We start from the raw sequence: 19,216 nt of genomic DNA, 5'->3' as shown, positions 1-19,216 counted from the left end.
GTCACGACAATGAAATTCAAATTGTCAGCCGTCGCAATACTCGCGTTAATCGTGTCAGGATCAGCGCGAGCCGCTCCACTCAGCGACGCCGAAGCGACATTCCTCGATCAACTCGTGACCGCTGCCGCTGTGGTGGGGCAACGATGCGTCGGCTACGAAGCCGATGGCGCGGGCGGCGTTCAGCTCGGTGCCCGGCTGCTCGGCAGCCCCAATGCGGCGATGGCCATGATCGATGCCTTCTCCGCGGCGATAAAGGCCCACGATGGCGAGAGCTACGATCCCGGCAAGTTCCGCCCCGAGGTGTTCGACGCCGCCAGCAAGACGATCAATCGCGTCCTGGCGGATTTGGACAGGGATCCGAAAAGCGCCTGCGCCAATTATGGCGATGCCAGCGTGGATCGCGGCCTGCTCAGGCGGTACTGAACGGGCGCCGAAAACCTCTGCTCCGGCTGCGTCTAGGCTCCACTCGCAAATCCCACGAACGTCGTCGCTTCATCGACCGACTTGCGCTCGGACACGACGGCATTGGCGGGAAAACTGTGATCCGGCCAGCCCAACGCGATGCTTTTCATGATCACCTGATCATCCGCGATCCCGGCATGCTCGCGCACGACGGGGGATTGCATGATCCCCTGGCTGTTGATCACGGCGCCAAGCCCGCGCGACCAGGCCGCGTTGACGAGCGCGGTCGCCACGGCGCCACAGTCGAAGGCGGTATCGTCGCTGGAGGCCAACTGGCGATCGTATGTGATGATCACGCATACGGGCGCGTCGAACTGACGAAAGCCGCGCAGGACCCAGTCCTGCCGCTGCTGCTTGTCATCTCGCGCAATTCCCATTGCGCTGAACAACTGCTTGGCAACACCAATCTGGCGTTCGCGATGCACGCCCTCGAATGCCTGGCCGGTTCGAAACTCGCGCGAGTGCGGCACGCCCGCCAGATTGCGCTCGGTGTTGCCCTGACGGATGCGATCCAGCGGTGCTCCGGTGATGACGTAGAAATTCCAAGGCTGGGTATTCATCGACGATGGCGCGCGCATGGCCAGCGCCAGGATTTCCTTGATCAATTCCGGCGGGACAGGGTCGGGCTTGTAACCGCGAATGCTTCGCCGGCCGAGAATGACATCATCAAATTCCATTTTGCGGCATCCTGAAATTGGCATGATGCCGCGTTTTCGCTCACAGTTTTGGTCATGTCCAGTCCAGCCAGCTCGATCGCTAGCGATCCTCACCCGCAATCCGCGCCAGATAATCCGATTTGCTGAACTGCATGTGATCCACGCACAGCTGCGCCAACGCCCAACTGTCGCGTCCTTTGAGCAGCTCGATCATCAGCTCGTGCTGGCGCCGCGATTGCGCGAGCCCGTCGGGATCAGCGAGGTTTTTTGCGCGCATCGGCAGCGTCAGGTTCATGTAGTCCTGGAGCGAGCGCACCAGATACGGATTGCCGCAGGCGGCGAACAGCGCGACGTGGAAGGCGTCGTTGGCCTCGTGAATGCCGCGCAGGTCGCGGATATCGGCCTTCGCGCAATAGTCGCGTTGGAGCGCCATCAGTTCGTCGATCAGGCCTCGCGGCGCGGGCAGGGGGATCATCAGCGCCGCCTGCCGGGTCAGCATCTCCCGGACCTCGTAGATCTGCCGCACTTCCTCGGCCGAATAGAACCGCACGGTGGCGCCGACATTTTTTTCGCGGCGGACGATGCCGCGCCGCTCGGCATCCACCAGCGCTTGTCGCACGAAGTGCCGCGAGGTGCCGTAAGCCGACATCAGCGCGTCTTCGGTGAGCCGCGCGCCCGGCGCGAGGCGGCCGAAGATGATGTCTTCCTCCAGCCGCGCGACGACGTCGTCTGGGTCGTCGCGCCTGATAGCCATGGCATCTGCGGTGCGAATGTCGGACATGCCCTCGGCCTCTGGCTCTTGCCGGTCCGCCTTGTGGAGCAGGGCGAGCCCCGATTGTCAATAATTTGTGTCTGGTGCGGTGCCATAAGGCAGAAACTACCGCCTTAGGCACCTGTCTTATTGACAATCAGGGGGCAGGCTGTAGCACAATGGCAAGTGAGAAGGAGCGGCATGATGACGAGTGGTTTGCGCAAGGGTCTGACGAGCTATGGCGATGCCGGCTTCTCGCTGTTCCTGCGCAAGGCGTTCATCAAGGCCATGGGCTATTCCGACGACGCGCTGGAGCGCCCGATCGTCGGCATCACCAACACCTATAGCGACTACAATCCCTGCCACGGCAACGTCCCCCAGATCATCGAAGCCGCCAAGCGCGGCGTGATGCTGTCCGGCGCCATGCCGTTCGTGTTCCCGACCATCTCGATCGCGGAGAGCTTCGCGCATCCGACCTCGATGTATCTGCGCAACCTGATGGCGATGGACACCGAGGAGATGATCCGGGCCCAGCCGATGGATTCGGTGATCGTGATCGGCGGCTGCGATAAGACCTTGCCCGCGCAGGTGATGGCTGCGATCAGCGCCGATCTGCCGACCGTGGTCATTCCTGTCGGTCCCATGGTGGTCGGCCATCACAAGGGCGAGGTGCTTGGCGCCTGCACCGATTGCCGCCGTCTCTGGGGCAATTATCGCGCGGGCGAAATGGACGATGCCGAGATTGAGGCGGTGAACGGCCGCCTCGCGCCGTCCGTCGGCACCTGCATGGTGATGGGCACGGCGTCCACCATGGCCTGCATGATCGAAGCCATGGGCCTGTCGCTGCCGATGAGCGCAACGATCCCGGCGCCACATGCCGAGCGTTTTCGTCTCGCCGAGGCCAGCGGCAAGGTTGCCGCCGAGATGGCCAAGACCAAGGGCCCGAAGCCGAGCGAATTGCTGACGCCGGCCTCCTTCAAGAACGCCCAGGTGGTGCTGCAGGCGATCGGCGGCTCGACCAACGGCCTGATCCATCTGACCGCGATGGCGCATCGCTCGCCGCACCGCCTCGATCTGTCGGTGTTCGACCAGATCGGCCGTGAGGTGCCGGTGCTGGTCGATCTCAAGCCCTCTGGCGAGCATTACATGGAGCATTTCCATCACGCCGGCGGCGTGCCGAAATTGCTGGCGCAGCTTGGCGATCTCGTCGATCTCGACGCCAAGACGATCTCCGGCCAGACGCTGCGCGATGTCGTGGCTAATGCCGAGGACGTCCCCGGGCAGGACGCCATCCGCTCGCGTGACAATCCGATCAAGAAGGAGGGCGGCCTCGCCGTCCTGCACGGCAACCTCGCGCCGCGCGGCGCCGTGATCAAGCAGTCTGCGGCGAGCCCCAAATTGTTGAAGCATACGGGGCGCGCCGTCGTGTTCGAATCCGTGGAGGACATGACGCTGCGCGTGGACGATCCCGAGCTCGACGTGACCGCCGATGACGTGCTGGTGCTGCGCAATGCCGGTCCCAAGGGCGCGCCTGGTATGCCCGAGGCCGGCTATCTGCCGATCCCCAAGAAGCTCGCGCGTGGCGGCACCAAGGACATGGTGCGTATTTCGGATGCGCGCATGAGCGGCACCGCTTTCGGCACCATCGTGCTCCACATCACCCCGGAATCCGCCGTCGGCGGGCCGCTGGCGCTGGTGAAGAACGGCGACAGGATCAGCCTCGATGTGGCCAGGCGCAGCATCGAGCTGCTGGTCGATGCGGCCGAGCTGGAGCGCCGGCGCGCGGTCCTGAAGCCCGCGGCTGCGCCCGGTGATGCGCGGCGCGGCTATGCCTGGCTGTTCAACGAGACCATCATGCAGGCCGACGAGGGCTGCGACTTCGATTTTATGCAGAGGACTGGGAAGAAGACTGAGAAGGGCTGACAACCAACCAGCGCCGAGACTGCTAAACGCGGCCGGCGATAAAAACAGGGGGAGACGATGATCGTACGATCCATGCCGGGATTCCTGCACGGCTTGGCGGCAGCGGCCGCCATGCTGTTCGTCACGGGCTCAGGGGCACAGGAGGTCAAGCATTATCGCTTCGCCTATGACCAGCCCCGCAACACCGGCTACTCCATCGCCGGCGACCTGTTTGCCGACAAGCTCAAGGAATTGAGCAAAGGCACCATGATCATCGACCAGTATCCGGGCGCGCAGCTGGGCCAGGAGCCGCAGGTGCTGCAGCTCGTGAAGGCCGGCGATATCGAGTTTGCGATCATCTCCTCCGCCAACACCGCGACGATCTCGCCGCAGGCCGGCGTGATGTCGCTGCACTTCCTGTTCCGCGACGAGAGCCACGTGATCAAGGGGCTCGCCGATCCCCGCGTGTTCGAAGCGCTGAAGACCATGATCGACGAGACCACGCAGGGCCTGCACGTGATCGCCACGGGTTCGCAGGGCGTGCGCCACATGTACTCCAAGAAGGAGATCCACAATGTGGCCGATATCAAGGGCCTGAAGATCCGCGTGCAGGCCACAGCGACCGAGGACACCATGTTCCCGGCCTATGGCGCCCAGACCGTGCACATGCCGTTCGGCAGTGTCTACACCAGCCTGCAAACCGGCGTCGTCGACGTCGCCGAGAACAGCATCAACGTCTATCTCGTCAACAAGCACTACGAGGTGGCGCCGGTGCTGAACATCACCGAGCACGAGGCCAACAACGCGCTGGTGTTCGTCTCCGACAAGCTCTGGCAGAGCCTCTCGGCCGAGCAGAAGGGCTGGGTGCAGACCGCGGCCAACGAGATCAGCACCAAGGAGCCGGCGAAGGCGTTCGACCTCGAGCGCAGTGCAGCCGAGAAGCTGAAGAAGATGGGCGTCAAGATCGTGGACAACGTCGACAAGAAGAGCTTCACGGCGATCGCCGACCCCTATCTCGACAAGCTCGCCAAGGAGCTCGGCCCGCACGCCGAGAAGATCAAGAATTTGATCCGGTCGATCAATTAGTTTCCCAGCACTTCGTCATGCCCGGGCTTGTCCCGGGCATCCACGTTCTTCCTTCGAGCCCGCGCCAAGAGCGTGGATGGCCGGGACAAGCCCGGCCATGACGGAAAGCCGCAGCCGGGAGCAACAATGCCCATCGCCGACAAGCTCGTACTGCAACGCCAGCGCCACCTGAAATGGCGCTGGCTCGACTGGCTCGAGCTCGCGCTCATGATTCTGTGCGGCGTGCTGTGCTTCGGCTTCTCGCTCTCGGTCACGGCCGACATCGTTACCCGCACCATCGGCCATCCCTGGCTGTGGCTGCAGGAGGTCACCTCGACGTTGTTCATCTATGCGATCTTCGTTGGCACCGCCGTCGCGACCCGGCGCAACGATCATCTCTATCTCACCGCGATCTCCGAGGCGATGCATGGTACGCCCAGGATCATCGTCGAAATCATCATCCGCCTGATCGTGCTCGGCGTCGCCTTCTGCCTGATCCGGTACGGCTACCAGAATTACTTGCGCGGGTTCGGCAGCTTCCGCCTGCCATCGGGCACGCCGATCGCCTCGCTTTACGCCATCATTCCCTTGTCCGGCATTCTGATCGGCCTCTTCACCGTCGAGCAGCTCGTCAATGGCCTGCGCAATGGCTTCGATCATCCGGAGCCGCCGGATGAGGACGCCGCGCCTGTCGTGACCGAAGCGCAGGTGAGGGCGCAGCCGTGAGCGCACCCGTCGTCCTGGCGTTGATGTCGATCTGCTTCCTGTCGTTCGGCTATCTCGGCGTGCCCGTGCCGTTCTCGCTGATGGCCGGCGTCTTCATCGGCGCGTTCCTGTCCGACGTCTCGCTCGCCGCGATCATCCAGAAAATCTTTGACGGCGTCGATTCCGAGGCGCTGCTGGCGATCCCGTTCTTCCTGCTGGTCGGCGAGCTCATGAGCTCGGCCAATGTCGTGGTGCGAATAGCCAACCTCTCGGTGTCGCTGGTCGGGCATATCAGGGGCGGGTTGTCGCAGGTCGTCGTCGTCTTCAGCATGTTCTTCTCGGAAATGTCGGGCTCGACCACCGCCGATGTCGCCGTGATGAGCCGCGCGCTCGGCGGCCCGATGAAGCGCGAGGGCTACGAGCCTGCCTTCATTGCGGCAATCATCGCCTCTGCCTCGACGATCGCGGCGCTGGTGCCGCCGAGCATCACCGCCGTCGTCTACGGCGCGGTCGGCAATGTCTCGATCGCCGGCCTGTTCATGGCGGGCGTGGTACCGGGCCTGATGATCGGTTTCGGGCTGATGATCTATTGCTATTTCTTCGGGCCTTCGGGCTTGCGCAAGCCGCGCGCGCCGCTGCGGCAGGTGGTGTTCGCGGCTGGCGACGCGGCCCTGCCGCTGATGATCCCGGTGATATTGCTGGGCGGCATCCTGACCGGCTGGTTCACGCCGACCGAGGCTGGCGTCGTCGCCGTGGTCTGGATCATCCTGGTCGTGATCCCCGCGCTCAATCGCGGGCATTTCCGGAAGATCCCTTACGATTTCTGTCTCGCCGGGCTGATCTTCTCGCTGCCGCTGATCACCATCGGCGCGGCCAACGCTTTCGGCTGGATGCTCGCTTATTTGCGTGGCGCCAGCTACATCGCCGACATGATCACGTCCATAGCGGGCAATGATCCGCATCTGATCATGCTGCTGATGGTGCTGCTGTTCACCGTGGTCGGCGATTTCATCGAGCCGGTGCCGACCATCATCATCTTCATGCCGCTGGTGAACGCACTGACGGAGGCTGGCGACATCAACGGCGTCCACATGGGCGTGGTGCTGATCGCAACGCTCGCCTTCGGCCTGATCACGCCGCCTTACGGCCTGGTGCTGCTGATGGCCTCGAAATTCGTCGGCATCAGTTTTGCCAAGGCGTTACGCGCGGCCTTGCCGATCTATGTGGTGTTCTTCGCCACCATTGCGTTCGCGATCTATTTTCCCAGCGTGGTGCTGTGGCTGCCGCAGAAGGTGTTGCCGGAATCGGTTGGCTGCTTCAAGTCGCCGGCGGGAACGGGCTACATCTGTCCTAGATGACGAGCTGTTCGATGCGCCAGCCGGATTCGTCGCAGATGTAGCGAAACGGCTTGCCGTGGCTGTTCTTGAAATAACTTCCTGACAGCAATTTCGCCATGCCCTGCATCACCGCGTCATGGCAGACGAACAACAGGTCGTCGTCGGGGTGACGGTCGAGCCAGGCGGAGACGCAAGCGAGTGCGCGTTCGGTCATGGCGTCCCAGTTCTCGCCGTCGGCAGGCAGGATCGAGACGAGGCCCGTCGCTGAATTGACGCCGTGCTTGATCATGAGGTCGCGGACGGGGCGGCCCTCAAAGCTGCCGAAATCGAACTCGATGATACCGGCGTCGATCGTCAGCGGCACCGCAATCGCATCCGCGATGATTTCGGCTGTGCGCGCCGCGCGCACCAGCGGGCTTGCGACGATGCGGCTGATGCCGACATCGCGCAGCATATCCGCGGCCTCGTGCGCCTGCTTCAGGCCATCCTCGTTCAGCGGATTGTCGGTCCGGCCCTGGAACAGTCCCTGCCGGTTCCAGTCGGTCGCGCCGTGACGCAGGCCGCAGAACGAGCGTGATGGCCGGCTCATTTGCTCTTGCTCGTGAACTTCTTCACGGCAACGCGAAAATCTTCCGTGTTCATCGCCATGATGATCTTGTGCTCCTCGGCATCGAGCTGCTGCTTTACCGGCGTGGTGGCAGCTTGGTACACGAGCGACTTGGTGCCTGATATGGCCGTGGGCGGGTTCTGCGCCAGCCGCTCGGCGAGCTGCCGCGTCGCCGCCTTCAATTCGGTCGCGGGAACGGTCTTGGCGACGAGGCCCCATTCATAGGCCTGCTGCGCGGTGAAATTGTCCTCAGTGAGGAAGATCTGCAGCGCGCGGCGCGAGCCGACCGTGCCGACGATCCCGACCGTCGAGCCGCCGTCGGGCGATACGCCGATCTTGGCGTACGCAGGTGTGAACTTGGCATCGTCGGCGGCGATGCAGAGATCGGTGACGAAGGCGAGACCCATGCCGGCGCCGGCGGCCGAGCCGTGCACGCTGGACAGCGAGATTTTTGGCATACGCCTGAGGATCTCGATGAAGGCATGATAGTGCTTGAGCAACTCGCCGACGACAGGCGTCACATTGTTGGCTTCGGCCGCGGTACCAATCGTCTGCAAATCGCCGCCGGCGGAAAACGCGCGGCCTTCGCCCTCGATCACCACGACCTTGATGGCATCATCGCCTTCGATATACGCCGCGAGCTGTTCGAGCTTCTGCGCGATCGCGAGGTTGACCGAGTTGAACGCGGCAGGGCGGTTGAGCGTGATGGTGGCGATCGGGCCATCGATCCGCAACAGCGCGGGATCGTCGGGCTTTGAGACGGGAGCTGGCATTTTGGAAATCCCCGGTGACAGGTCGTTGCTGCAACTAAATCGCAGAAGGCGAGGGGTGACAATCCCCGGGGCGCCAGTCCCCTGTAGGCGCCCCTTGCGTCGCGCGGAATGATCGGCTCAAATGGGGAGCCTTCGTTGGACGGACACGAGCGCCGGCTCCTCGCAAGGCTAGCCAAGCCATCCTTAGCGAGAGGAGACGACATGGGTCACGCTCGTGTCTTGCGGAAATGGGCTGTCCAATGACCGGCGGTCCTGTGATCATTGTCGGTGCCGGCCATGGTGGCTACCAGGTCGCGGCATCGCTGCGGCAGGCGGGTTTTGCCGAGCGTATCTGCCTCGTCAATGACGAGGCGCATCTGCCCTATCAGCGGCCGCCTTTGTCCAAGGCCTACATCAAGGGCTCGGCCGGGCCCGAGAGCCTGATGTTCCGTCCCGGAAAATTCTACCAGGACCAGAAGATCGAACTCATTGCCGGCCGCGCCGTGTCGATCGACCGCGCCGGCCGCAAGCTGCTGCTCGCCTCCGGCGAGACGCTGCCTTACGGCCATCTCGTGCTGGCGACCGGCGCGCGCAACCGCCTGCTCGATCTGCCCAACGCCAATCTCCCCGACGTGAAATATCTGCGCATCCTCGACGACAGCGAGGCGCTGCGCAAAATCATGCCGACGAAGACGCGCGCCGTGATCATCGGCGCCGGCTTCATCGGCCTGGAATTCGCCTCTACCGCGCGGATCAAGGGCCTCGAGGTCGATGTGCTCGAGCTCGCCCCGCGCGTGATGGCGCGTGCGGTGACGGCGGAAGTCTCGGAATATTTCCAGGCCCGGCATCGCGAGGCCGGCATCCGCATTCACCTCGGCGTGCAGGCAACCTCGATCGAGGCCGAAAACGGCAAGGTCACCGGCGTCAGTCTCAGCGACGGCCGGCATCTGCCCGCCGACCTCGTCGTGGTCGGCGTCGGCGTGCTGCCGAACATCGAGCTCGCGGCCGAGGCGGGACTGCCGGTCGCAGCCGGCATCATCGTCGACGAATATCTTGCGACGGCCGATCCCGATATCTCCGCGATCGGCGATTGCGCGCTGTTCGCAAGCCCGCGCTTCGGCGGCTCGCTGCGGCTGGAGTCCGTGCAGAACGCCACCGACCACGCCCGTTGTCTCGCGGCCCGTCTGACCGGCGACAAGAAGGTCTACGACGGCCATCCCTGGTTCTGGAGCGACCAGGGCGACGACAAGCTCCAGATATCAGGCCTCACCACCGGCTATGACCGCGTGGTGCTGCGCGGCGATCCCGCCAAAAAGGCGTTTTCCGTATTCTGCTATCACGGCGACAGACTGCTCGGCATTGAGTCCATCAACCGCGCCGGCGACCACATGTTCGGGCGTCGTCTGCAGGCGATGGATCGCTCGATCACGCCGGAACAGGCCGCCGATGAGAGCTTCGACCTGAAGAGCGCACTGGCCTGATCAGGCGGCGTTGAGCACGGCCGCGACCTCCGCCGCCGTCGGCATCGACGGCCCCGCACCCATGCGCTGCACGCTGATCGAGGCGGCGGCATTGGCGAAGGCGAGGGCGGTGTGCAAGGGTACGCCGTCAGCGAGTTGCGAAGCCAGCGCGCCGACAAAACAGTCACCGGCGCCTGTCGTGTCGACCGCCTTCACCGCGCGTCCCGGCACGGCAAATTCCTCGCTACCGGCGAGCGCGAGCACGCCGCGCTTGCCGAGCGTGATGCAGATGGTCTGGTCCGCGCGCGCCTGAAGTTGTCGCGCGACGGCGATGAGCTTGGCCGCCTCGTCGCCGTCGGAGAGCTCGTGGCCTGCGAGAAAGCCGAGCTCGGTCTCGTTCAGCACGAGAATGTCGACCAGCGCGAGCAGCTCGGGCGACATCTTTTGCGCCGGCGCCGGATTGAGCACCGTCATCGCCCCAGCTGCACGTGCCCGCCGGAAGAACGCGGCAATCGTCGGCAGTGGAATCTCGAACTGGCTGACGGCGACGTCCTCCTTCGCCAGCGGCACGTTCGCGACATCATCCGCGCTGACCAGCGCATTGCTGCCGGGAATGACGACGATGGTGTTGTCGGACGCCGCCACCGTGATGATCGCGGTGCCGCTGTGCGTGTCAGCCTCGCGGACCGAGCCAAGATCGACGCCCTGCGCGCCAAGGAACGTCCGAAGCTCGGCGCCAAAGGAATCCTTGCCCAGCCGCCCGATCAGCGTCGTCTTCGCGCCAAGCCGTGACGCCGCCACCGCCTGGTTCGCGCCCTTGCCGCCCGGAAAATACAGTACCTCGCGACCCGCGACGGTCTCGCCGACTTTTGGATGGCGATCGGCGGTCGCCACCACATCCATGTTGATGCTGCCGGCGACGAAGACACGCCCCATGATATGCCCTCTAGAGCATGATCCGGAAAAGTGTGAAGCGGTTTTCCGAAAAGATCATGCTCAAACAAAGAATCCCTAGACCCTGACTTCGAACTCGTGCCTGACCTTGGCGATGTCCACGAGGGTCGGAAGTCCCGCCTCGTTGCCGAGGCGCTGGATCTTGAAGGTCGAGGCAGCGCGGGCAAAATCGAAATGCTCGCGCCAGCTTTTGCCGGGGTGGGCGAGATAAGAATAGACATAGGCGCCGTGGAACACGTCGCCCGCGCCGTTGGTGTCGATCACGCGCTCGCGCGGAATCGGCATCGCCGGCATCACCTGCACCGTTCCGGTTTCGTCGTACCAGAGCAAGCCCTTCTCACCCATGGTGACGCCGCCGATCTTGCAGCCGCGGCTCTTGAGGTAGTCGAGCATCTTCTCCGGCGTCAAATCCATCTGCTCGCAGAGCCGCTCGGCGACGATCGCGACGTCGATATATTCCAGCAGCTCATGCGTATTGGTGCGCAGGCCGCCGCCGTCGAGCGAGGTCAGAATGCCGGCCTCGCGGCAGACCTTTGCGTAGTGGATCGCGGCATCGGGCTGGTGGCCGTCGACATGCAGCGCCCGGCAGCCGTTGAGATTGAGCATCGGGAACGGATGGATGTGCTCGTCGTCGCGGCAGCGGACGATGGCGCGCTTGCCGTCCTTCGGCATGATGAAGGACAGCGAGGACTGGTTCACTTTCCGCCCGTGCAGCGAGATCGCGTATTTCGCGCACATGTCCTGGAACATGCGCCCGAGCCAGTCATTGGCCGCGGTGGCGATCAGGTCGGGCACGATGCCGAGCTTGGCGCAGCAGAACGCCGCCGTCACCGCATTGCCGCCGAAGGAGACTGCGTAGTCGGAGGCCACGTGCTTTTCGTCGCCGGTCGGCATGTGGTCGGTGATGAAGACGACGTCGATATAGGTCTGTCCGATAAAGAGAGCCTGCATTGCTTGTCCGTGATGCGCTTGGTGGTCCCGGCCGGCGCGGTTACTCTAGCACCGGTTCCGCGTGGCGGACGCGGAAATTATTCGCAAAACTGTCACTCGAAGCCTTGAGGTCGAGATGGGGCCGGAATACGACCGTGGCGGGGCCGGTGCAATGCCCAGGCCGGGGACAAGGCAAGCCGGATTGGCCTGGTGTTCCGGGCGTGTCCAAGGGAGGGAAAATGATCACCGGCCTCGATCACATCGTTGCTCTGGTCAAGGATATCGGTGCGGCCAAGGCGGCCTATCAGACGCTCCTCGGCCGCGCGCCGGCCTGGCAGAATTCCGGCGAGGGCGCCGACCGCGTGCTGTTCACCCTCGACAACATGACCATCGAGCTGATGGCGCCGAGCGGCTTCACCGCCACGGCCGACCGCATGCGCGTGCTGCTCGACGATCAGGAAGGCGTGCTCGCCAGCCTGTGCTTTCGTGTCGCAGACATCGGCAAGATGCACCGGCGGCTGGATCGCGTGGCGCTGAAGCCGGATCCCGTCGCCGAGGTCGAGAGCAGCGACGACATCTCAGGCGCGGCCCTGCACTGGAAGCGCACCCGAGCGGCGACCGAGCTCACGCGCGGCGTGCGCATGTTCTTCCTCGAGCTTGCCGAGGAGCGTCCGAAATCGGTCGCAACGGACGTCGCGCCGATCGAGGGGCTCGATCACGTCGTCATCACCACGGAGGATTCCGATCGCGCGGCCGCGCTCTATGGCGCACGGCTCGGGCTCGATCTCGCGCTCGACCGCTCGCACCACGACTGGGGCCAGCTGATGTTCTTCCGCTGCGGCGATCTCATCGTCGAAGTGGTGCGCCGGCCCGTCGCGGGCGGGGATGTCGGGCATGACCGTCTCTGGGGCCTGAGCTGGCGCGTCGCCAACATCGACGCCACCCGCGCCCGCCTGCTGGAAGCCGGCCTCGATGTCTCTGAAGTGCGCAACGGCCGCAAGCCGGGCACGCGGATCATGACGGTGCGCAGCGGCACCTGCGGCATCCAGACCGTCTTGCTGGAGCGCTCGCCGAAGCCGGTGGCGTGAGATGGTCATTCCGGGGCGTCGCGCAGCGACGAGCCCGGAATCCATTCATCTATTAGCGTTGCTGCTCGATGGATTCCGGGCTCGCGCCCAAGCGGCGCGCCCCGGAATGACGAAACATTCTCAAACGCCCTCGTGCGTGTTACACGCATACCGAAACCATCCAGCGGGCACCCGGTTTGGCGAAGGCAACCGCAAAGCGAACTCTGAAATGGCAGCGCGATCCTGAAGGGATGCGGCTGCGCATTCTCGAGGCGGCCAAGCAGGAGTTTTCGGCTCACGGGCTCGCCGGAGCGCGTGTCGACCGCATCGCGGCCAAGGCCGGCGCCAACAAGCGCATGCTGTACTACCATGTCGGCAACAAGGACGATCTCTACCTCGCGGTGCTCGAAGGCGCCTATGACAAGATCCGCAGCGAGGAGCGGGGGCTCGATCTCGAACATCTCGCACCGCCCGAGGCCATCCGGCGGCTGATCGAATTCACCTGGGGCTACTTCCTGCGCAACCCGGAATTCCTCTCGCTGCTCCAGACCGAGAACCTTGCGCGTGCAAAGCATCTGAAGCGCTCGACCAAGGTCAAGTCGATGCATTCGCCCTTCGTCGAGATGATCCGCACCGTGGTGCGGCGCGGCGTCGAGAGCGGCGATTTCCAGGTCGCAGTCGACCCTGTGCAGCTCTACATCTCGATCGCGGCGCTCAGCTTCTTCTATCTGTCGAACTCGGCGACACTCAGCGTGATCTTTGGTCGTGACTTGATGGCCAAGGACGCCAAGGACGAGCGGCTCGCGCACATGGTCGGCCTCGTGCTGGCCGCGCTGACGGGGCGGTCAGCCGCGCTGTTTGCGATCGCCAAGGCGCCGAAGTCGCGCGCTGGCGTGGTGCAGACGGTGTAAGATACAAACTTTCGCCATCGTCGTCCTGGCGAACGCCAGGACCCATACCGCGTGATCTATCGAGTGCGCGCGGTGCCAATCCCAAACGAGCACTCTTCGCCAAACTCCGCCCTGAGGTAATGGGTCCTGGCGTTCGCCAGGACGACATCGAAGGTGTCGTGCGGCCTCAATCCCCGACCGTTGGAACCAGCGACACGTCACCGCGAACTCTTCTGGACAGTATTTATCCAACGGGTTAATTTCTGCTTGATCCAGCAACCGCGAGCGAGGCGAAGACCGCGCCGCGAAGGGAGCAAGCACAATGACCACCCAACGCCTCGGCCTCATCATGAACGGCGTCACCGGCCGCATGGGGCTCAACCAGCATCTGATCCGCTCGATCGTCGCGATCCGCGAGCAGGGCGGTGTTCGCCTGAAAAATGGCGACCGCATCATGCCCGATCCGATCCTGGTCGGTCGCAGCGCCGAGAAGGTCGAGGCGCTCGCCAGGCGCTACAACATCACGCGCTGGACCACCGATCTCGACGCGGCGCTCGCTGATGAGAACGACACCATGTTCTTCGATGCCGCGACCACGCAGGCGCGGCCGGGCCTGCTGACCCAGGCCATCAATGCCGGCAAGCACGTCTATTGCGAGAAGCCGATCGCGACGAATTTTCAGGAAGCGCTCGAAGTCGTCAAGCTCGCAAATGCCAGGGGCGTCAAGCACGGCACCGTGCAGGACAAGCTGTTCCTGCCGGGCCTGAAGAAGATCGCATTCCTGCGCGATAGCGGCTTCTTCGGCCGCATCCTCTCGGTGCGCGGCGAGTTCGGCTATTGGGTGTTCGAGGGCGGTTGGCAGGAGGCGCAGCGGCCGTCCTGGAACTACCGCAGCGAGGACGGCGGCGGCATCATTTTGGACATGGTCTGCCACTGGCGCTACGTGCTCGACAACCTCTTCGGCAACGTCCAGAGCGTGGTCTGCATCGGCAACACCGACATCCCCGAGCGCTTTGACGAGCAGGGCAGGAAGTACAAGGCGACCGCGGACGATTCCGCCTACGCGACCTTCCAGCTCGAAGGCGGTGTCATTGCCCACATCAACATGTCCTGGGTCACGCGCGTCTATCGCGACGACCTCGTCACCTTTCAGGTCGACGGCACCCACGGCTCGGCGGTCGCGGGCCTCACCGACTGCATGATCCAGGCGCGGCAGGCGACGCCCCGGCCGGTGTGGAATCCCGACGAGAAGCGGCTGCATGATTTTTACGGCGACTGGCAGAAGCTGCCCGACAACGTCACCTACGACAACGGCTTTAGGGAACAGTGGGAGATGTTCATCCGCCACGTCTACGAGGATGCGCCCTACAAGTTCACGCTGCTCGAAGGCGCCAAGGGCGTGCAACTTGCCGAATGCGCGCTGAAGAGCTGGAAGGAGCGGCGCTGGATCGACGTCGCCCCGATCAAGGTTTGAGGAGGGACGCATGAACAAGCCCGTTCTGCCGATGTCGTCACTGTCGCTCAAGCTGCCGAAGGCCGACCGTGCGATCGAGACCTATCGGCTTTCGGCCTCGCGCAGGTTTCCCGCAAAGCTCGAGGGGCCGCTGAACCGCATCGCCTTCTCGGCCGTGCACACCGTCGCCGATCCCTTCGCCGACAACGATCCCTGGCTTTCGGCGGCAGTGGACTGGGACAAGACCATCGCCTTCCGCGAGCACGTCTGGGACCTCGGCCTGGGCGTTGCCGAAGCCATGGACACTGCGCAGCGCGGCATGGGGCTGGACTGGCCGACCTCGCTGGAGCTGATCACGCGCTCGGTCGGCGCCGCCAAGCGCCGCAACGCGCTGGTGTTCTCCGGTGCCGGCACGGATCATCTCGCGGTCGAGGATGCCGAAAACCTCGACGACGTCATCCGCGCCTATGAGGAACAGATCTCGGCGGTCGAGAAGGTCGGCGGCCGCATCATCCTGATGGCCTCGCGCGCGCTGGCAAAGCTCGGCCGCGGCGCCGACGACTACGCCAAGGTCTACAACCGTGTGCTGTCGGGGGTAGCGCAGCCCGTGATCATCCATTGGCTCGGCGACATGTTCGATCCGGCTCTGACGGGCTACTGGGGCACCAGCAATCTCGACAAGGCGATGGACGTTGCGGTAGCCATTATCAACAACAACGCGGCCAAGGTCGACGGCGTCAAGGTCTCGCTGCTCGACAAGCAGCGCGAGATCGACATGCGCCGGCGCCTCGACAAGCGCATCAAGATGTATACCGGCGACGATTTCAACTATGCGGAGCTGATCGCCGGCGATAACCAAGGCTTTTCGCACGCCCTGCTCGGCATTTTCGATGCGATCGCGCCGGCAGCCTCCTATGCGCTGTCGCGTCTCGCGGCGGGCGACGAGGCCGGCTTCCACGACGTGCTGGGGCCGACCGTGCCGCTGTCGCGTCACATCTTCAAGGCGCCGACGCGGTTCTACAAGACCGGCGTCGTCTTCATGGCGTATCTCAACGGCCACCAGGATCATTTCACCATGGTCGGCGGGCAGGAGAGTGCACGCTCGATGCTGCATCTGGCCGAACTGTTCCGGCTCGCCGATCAGGCCGGGCTCCTCGCCAATCCTGAACTGGCGACGCGGCGCATGAAGACGGTGCTGGCCTCGCACGGACTGGAAGACTGATGCGCGACTTCTCGTCCGACCATCGCTGGCTGTCGCTCAACACGGCGACGGTCCGCAAGCAGGGTGATCTCGTCGAGATCATCGAGGCCTGCGCCAGGCGTGGCATCCGCGCCATCGATCCCTGGCGCGACCAGGTCGCTTCAGTTGGCCTCGATCGCGCGGTGCGCGCCGTGCGCGATGCCGGTCTCGATCTCTCAGGCTATTGCCGCGGCGGCATGTTCACCTCGGACGCATCGCGCCGCGGAGAGGTCCGTGACGACAACAGGCGCTGCGTCGATGAAGCCAAGGCGCTGGGCGCGCCCTGCATCGTGCTCGTCGTCGGCGGCCTGCCGCAATATTCGCGACCGGGCAACGAAGCGTCGAAGGACATCGCGGCGGCGCGCGGGCAGGTCGAGGAGGCGCTCGCCGATATGCTCGATTATGCCAGGCAGGCAAAACTGCCGCTCGCGATCGAGCCACTGCACCCGGCCTATGCGGCTGACCGCGCCTGTGTGAACACCACGAAGCAGGCGCTCGACATCTGCGACCGGCTCGACCCCGGTCGCACCGGCATGCTCGGCGTCGCGCTCGACGTCTATCACATCTGGTGGGACCCGGAGCTGATGGGCCAGATCGCGCGAGCCGGGCAAGATCGCCTGCTCGCCTTCCACGTCTGCGACTGGCTGGTGCCGACCAAGGACATCCTCAACGACCGCGGCATGATGGGCGATGGCGTCATCGACATCAAATCGGTGCGCGCTGCCGTCGAGGCGCAGGGCTTTGCCGGCTATTCGGAGATCGAGATCTTCTCGAACGAGTGGTGGAGCAGGCCGATGGACGAGGTGCTCCGCACCTGCATCGAGCGGCACAAGACGGTGGTGTAGCTTCCACGTGCAGCGCTCGGGCGCTCGCAAGCAGCCTCACGAGAAATCCTGCGTCAGGGTCGCGGCGAACCGCTCCAGCGCCCAGTCGACCTGGTCGCTGGTGATCACCAGCGGCGGCGCGATGCGGATCGTGTGCTCGTGGGTGTCCTTGGCGAGGATGCCCTTGGCCTGGAGCGCCTCGCAGTAGCGGCGGGCGCGACCGGCTTCGGGATGCAGCTCGACCGCCAGCATCAAGCCGCGCCCGCGCACCTCGCGGATCGTGTTGGCGCGGATGTCTTTCAGGCCTTGCAGAAAGCGCGCGCCCTGTTTGGCCGCGTTCTCGATCATGCCTTCCTCGACCAGCACGCGCATTGCGGCGCGCGCCACCGCGCAGGCCAGCGGGTTGCCGCCGAAGGTCGAGCCATGCTGCCCGGGCCTCAGCGTGCCGAGCACTTCGTTGTTCGAGAGCACGGCCGACACCGGATAGAAGCCGCCGGACAAGGCCTTGCCGAGCAGGGTCACGTCCGCCTCTATGCCTTCGTGTTGTTCGGCAAGCAGCTTGCCGGTGCGGCCGAGCCCGGTCTGTATCTCGTCCAGTACAAGCATCAGGTTGTTGGCGGTGCAGAGCTGGCGCACTTTCGTGAAATAGCCGGCTGGAGGAATGATGACACCGGCTTCGCCCTGGATCGGCTCGACCAGGAAGGCGACCGTGTCTGGCGTGATCGCGGCTTCCAGCGCCGCGGCATCGCCGAACGGGATGATCTTGAAGCCGGGCGCGAACGGCCCAAAGTGTCCGTGTGTCTCGGGGTCGGTCGAAAAGCCGACGATGCCCAGAGTGCGTCCGTGGAAATTGTTGGCGCAGACGATGATCTCGGCCTGGCCGTCCGGCACGCCCTTCACCTCATAGCCCCATTTGCGCACCGATTTGATCGCGCTTTCGACCGCCTCGGCGCCGCTGTTCATTGGCAGCACCTTGTGGGAGCCGGTCAGCGCTGCGATCTCTTCGTAGAACGGGGCGAGCTGGTCGTTGTGGAACGCGCGCGAGGTGAGCGTCAGCCGGTGTGCCTGTTCCACCATCGCCGCCAGGATCTTGGGGTGGCAGTGGCCCTGGCTGACCGCGGAATAGGCGGAGAGGCAATCGAGATAACGGTTGCCTTCGGTATCCCAGATCCAGACACCTTCGCCGCGCGACAGGACCACCCCGATGGGTTCGTAATTATTGGTGCCAAGGCGCCGTTCCGTTGCGAGGAAATCCATGACCGAAGAGCCCATCTTCGTCACTCCATTGCTGCGCGCCGGCGTGGACCGACTGCGCCGGCCGCGCTCAATTTGATATGGGTATCAGCCTGCCCGCTCGGAAGTCTTCGGACCGGCGATATTCGTCGGCCTGCCAAAGGGTTCTGTGGATCCACAGGGGGGCATCCCCGCCGAGCACCTCCTACTGTGCATGGGGTTGTTTTCATCGTTTTGTTTACGAGCGGCGTCAGGAGTCCTGCCTGCGATGCTCGATCTCGAGCGTGACGAGGCGCGCCAGCAACGTCGCCGGATAGAGCTGGCCGAAAATCGCTTCCATGTTGCACAGGCTGCGCGCGACGGGATGCAGCGGCGCGACGTCGCCATAGCCGGTCGTGGTCATCGTTGCGAAGCTGAAATAGATGACGTCGCTCGCGAGCCTCGGACTGTCTGTCACCTTCATGCTGACAAAGGCAACCGGATCCAGCGAGCCGATGAAGACGTAGAGCGCGGAGAAAATCACCGCGACCGTCAGGTACAGCAGCACGGCACCGATCACGCGATGATAGGTCACGCGCCCAGGCGCAAAGGTCTGGCGCGCCACCGCCCAGGCCATCGTCGTTCCTACGATGAACCACGAACCGGCGAACAGATTGAGGTCGAGGATGGACGGCGACCTGATCCGCAAGATCGCGCCTGTTACGATCATGCCCAGCGCGATCAGCATGCCGACGACCGCGACCGGGCTGCCTGAGATCACGAAGATGCCGACGACGAGCAGCAGTGCCAGCACGAGCTCGGACACCTGGAACGCGAACAGCCCCAGCGCCTGCAACGGCGCGATCACGAACATCATGATCACCAGCAGCACTGTCAGTACCGTGAGGGCCGGATCGGCCCAGCGTTCGCGCAATTGATCGATCTTCAT

19 protein-coding genes are annotated in these 19,216 nt (G+C 64.2%); 11 read left to right on the top strand and 8 right to left on the bottom strand.

Translation table 11 applies throughout. The features are described 5' to 3' along the window. Positions 1-9: 9 nt before the first annotated feature. The gene (locus M2427_RS06275) at positions 10-423 is read left to right on the top strand and encodes a hypothetical protein (protein WP_280705337.1); all 414 of its coding nucleotides are present in this window, start codon (positions 10-12) and stop codon (positions 421-423) included. 32 nt (positions 424-455) lie between these two features. Here the strand turns inward: M2427_RS06275 and M2427_RS06270 are convergent, their stop codons facing one another. Both M2427_RS06270 and M2427_RS06265 read right to left on the bottom strand, forming a co-directional pair. Continuing rightward, positions 456-1,139 (bottom strand): nitroreductase, encoded by a 684-nt coding sequence (locus tag M2427_RS06270; RefSeq protein WP_280705602.1) that lies wholly within the window; start codon positions 1,137-1,139, stop codon positions 456-458. Positions 1,140-1,218: 79 nt separating this feature from the next. Then, a complete protein-coding gene (locus tag M2427_RS06265) occupies positions 1,219-1,899 on the bottom strand; it encodes a GntR family transcriptional regulator (RefSeq protein WP_280705336.1) in 681 nt (226 codons plus the stop codon). A gap of 174 nt (positions 1,900-2,073) precedes the next feature. Between M2427_RS06265 and M2427_RS06260 the strand changes: the two genes are divergently transcribed. From M2427_RS06260 to M2427_RS06245, 4 genes are all read left to right on the top strand, one after another. Further along, positions 2,074-3,792, top strand: coding sequence for an IlvD/Edd family dehydratase (locus M2427_RS06260; RefSeq protein ID WP_280705335.1), 1,719 nt, complete (start codon positions 2,074-2,076; stop codon positions 3,790-3,792). A gap of 57 nt (positions 3,793-3,849) precedes the next feature. After that, positions 3,850-4,857, top strand: a complete 1,008-nt coding sequence (locus tag M2427_RS06255; RefSeq protein WP_280705334.1) for a TRAP transporter substrate-binding protein — start codon at positions 3,850-3,852, stop codon at positions 4,855-4,857. Positions 4,858-4,983: 126 nt separating this feature from the next. Then, entirely contained in the window at positions 4,984-5,562 is a 579-nt protein-coding gene (locus M2427_RS06250; RefSeq protein WP_280705333.1) for a TRAP transporter small permease subunit, read from the top strand. Then, the gene (locus M2427_RS06245) at positions 5,559-6,899 is read left to right on the top strand and encodes a TRAP transporter large permease (RefSeq protein ID WP_280705332.1); all 1,341 of its coding nucleotides are present in this window, start codon (positions 5,559-5,561) and stop codon (positions 6,897-6,899) included. The genes M2427_RS06250 and M2427_RS06245 overlap by 4 nt, the downstream gene beginning before the upstream one ends. On the opposite strand, the gene M2427_RS06240 is transcribed toward M2427_RS06245, so the two are convergent. Both M2427_RS06240 and M2427_RS06235 read right to left on the bottom strand, forming a co-directional pair. Beyond that, entirely contained in the window at positions 6,892-7,467 is a 576-nt protein-coding gene (locus M2427_RS06240) for a histidine phosphatase family protein (protein WP_280705331.1), read from the bottom strand. The two genes, M2427_RS06245 and M2427_RS06240, sit on opposite strands and share 8 nt — an antisense overlap. Continuing rightward, positions 7,464-8,258: an enoyl-CoA hydratase-related protein gene (locus M2427_RS06235; RefSeq protein ID WP_280705330.1), complete on the bottom strand. Its 795-nt coding sequence runs from the start codon at positions 8,256-8,258 to the stop codon at positions 7,464-7,466. The genes M2427_RS06240 and M2427_RS06235 overlap by 4 nt, the downstream gene beginning before the upstream one ends. A gap of 239 nt (positions 8,259-8,497) precedes the next feature. On the opposite strand from M2427_RS06235, the gene M2427_RS06230 reads away from it, so the two are divergent. Further along, the gene (locus M2427_RS06230; RefSeq protein ID WP_280705329.1) at positions 8,498-9,718 is read left to right on the top strand and encodes an FAD-dependent oxidoreductase; all 1,221 of its coding nucleotides are present in this window, start codon (positions 8,498-8,500) and stop codon (positions 9,716-9,718) included. Here the strand turns inward: M2427_RS06230 and rbsK are convergent, their stop codons facing one another. Then, the gene (gene rbsK / locus M2427_RS06225; protein ID WP_280705328.1) at positions 9,719-10,633 is read right to left on the bottom strand and encodes a ribokinase; all 915 of its coding nucleotides are present in this window, start codon (positions 10,631-10,633) and stop codon (positions 9,719-9,721) included. 75 nt (positions 10,634-10,708) lie between these two features. Continuing rightward, positions 10,709-11,602: a sugar kinase gene (locus tag M2427_RS06220; RefSeq protein ID WP_280705327.1), complete on the bottom strand. Its 894-nt coding sequence runs from the start codon at positions 11,600-11,602 to the stop codon at positions 10,709-10,711. Positions 11,603-11,820: 218 nt separating this feature from the next. Between M2427_RS06220 and M2427_RS06215 the strand changes: the two genes are divergently transcribed. From M2427_RS06215 to M2427_RS06195, 5 genes are all read left to right on the top strand, one after another. Further along, positions 11,821-12,669, top strand: coding sequence for a VOC family protein (locus M2427_RS06215; protein ID WP_280705326.1), 849 nt, complete (start codon positions 11,821-11,823; stop codon positions 12,667-12,669). A gap of 230 nt (positions 12,670-12,899) precedes the next feature. After that, a complete protein-coding gene (locus M2427_RS06210; RefSeq protein WP_280705325.1) occupies positions 12,900-13,559 on the top strand; it encodes a TetR/AcrR family transcriptional regulator in 660 nt (219 codons plus the stop codon). Between the two features lie 301 nt (positions 13,560-13,860). Next, positions 13,861-15,012, top strand: coding sequence for a Gfo/Idh/MocA family oxidoreductase (locus M2427_RS06205; RefSeq protein WP_280705324.1), 1,152 nt, complete (start codon positions 13,861-13,863; stop codon positions 15,010-15,012). A gap of 10 nt (positions 15,013-15,022) precedes the next feature. After that, positions 15,023-16,213 carry a dihydrodipicolinate synthase family protein gene (locus M2427_RS06200; RefSeq protein ID WP_280705323.1) on the top strand — a complete coding sequence of 397 codons (1,191 nt, stop codon included), beginning with the start codon at positions 15,023-15,025 and terminating at the stop codon, positions 16,211-16,213. Further along, positions 16,213-17,076, top strand: a complete 864-nt coding sequence (locus M2427_RS06195) for a sugar phosphate isomerase/epimerase family protein (protein WP_280705322.1) — start codon at positions 16,213-16,215, stop codon at positions 17,074-17,076. Before M2427_RS06200 ends, M2427_RS06195 begins: the two co-directional genes overlap by 1 nt. Before the next feature lie 36 nt (positions 17,077-17,112). Here M2427_RS06195 and rocD read toward each other — a convergent pair whose 3' ends face one another. Then, entirely contained in the window at positions 17,113-18,327 is a 1,215-nt protein-coding gene (gene rocD, locus M2427_RS06190; protein WP_280705321.1) for an ornithine--oxo-acid transaminase, read from the bottom strand. Between the two features lie 211 nt (positions 18,328-18,538). Next, a complete protein-coding gene (locus M2427_RS06185) occupies positions 18,539-19,216 on the bottom strand; it encodes a potassium channel family protein (protein ID WP_280705320.1) in 678 nt (225 codons plus the stop codon).

It is taken from the genome of Bradyrhizobium sp. BR13661 (assembly GCF_029892425.1).
Classification (GTDB): Bacteria; Pseudomonadota; Alphaproteobacteria; order Rhizobiales; family Xanthobacteraceae; genus Bradyrhizobium.
This window is presented reverse-complemented; position numbering and strand designations above follow the sequence as displayed.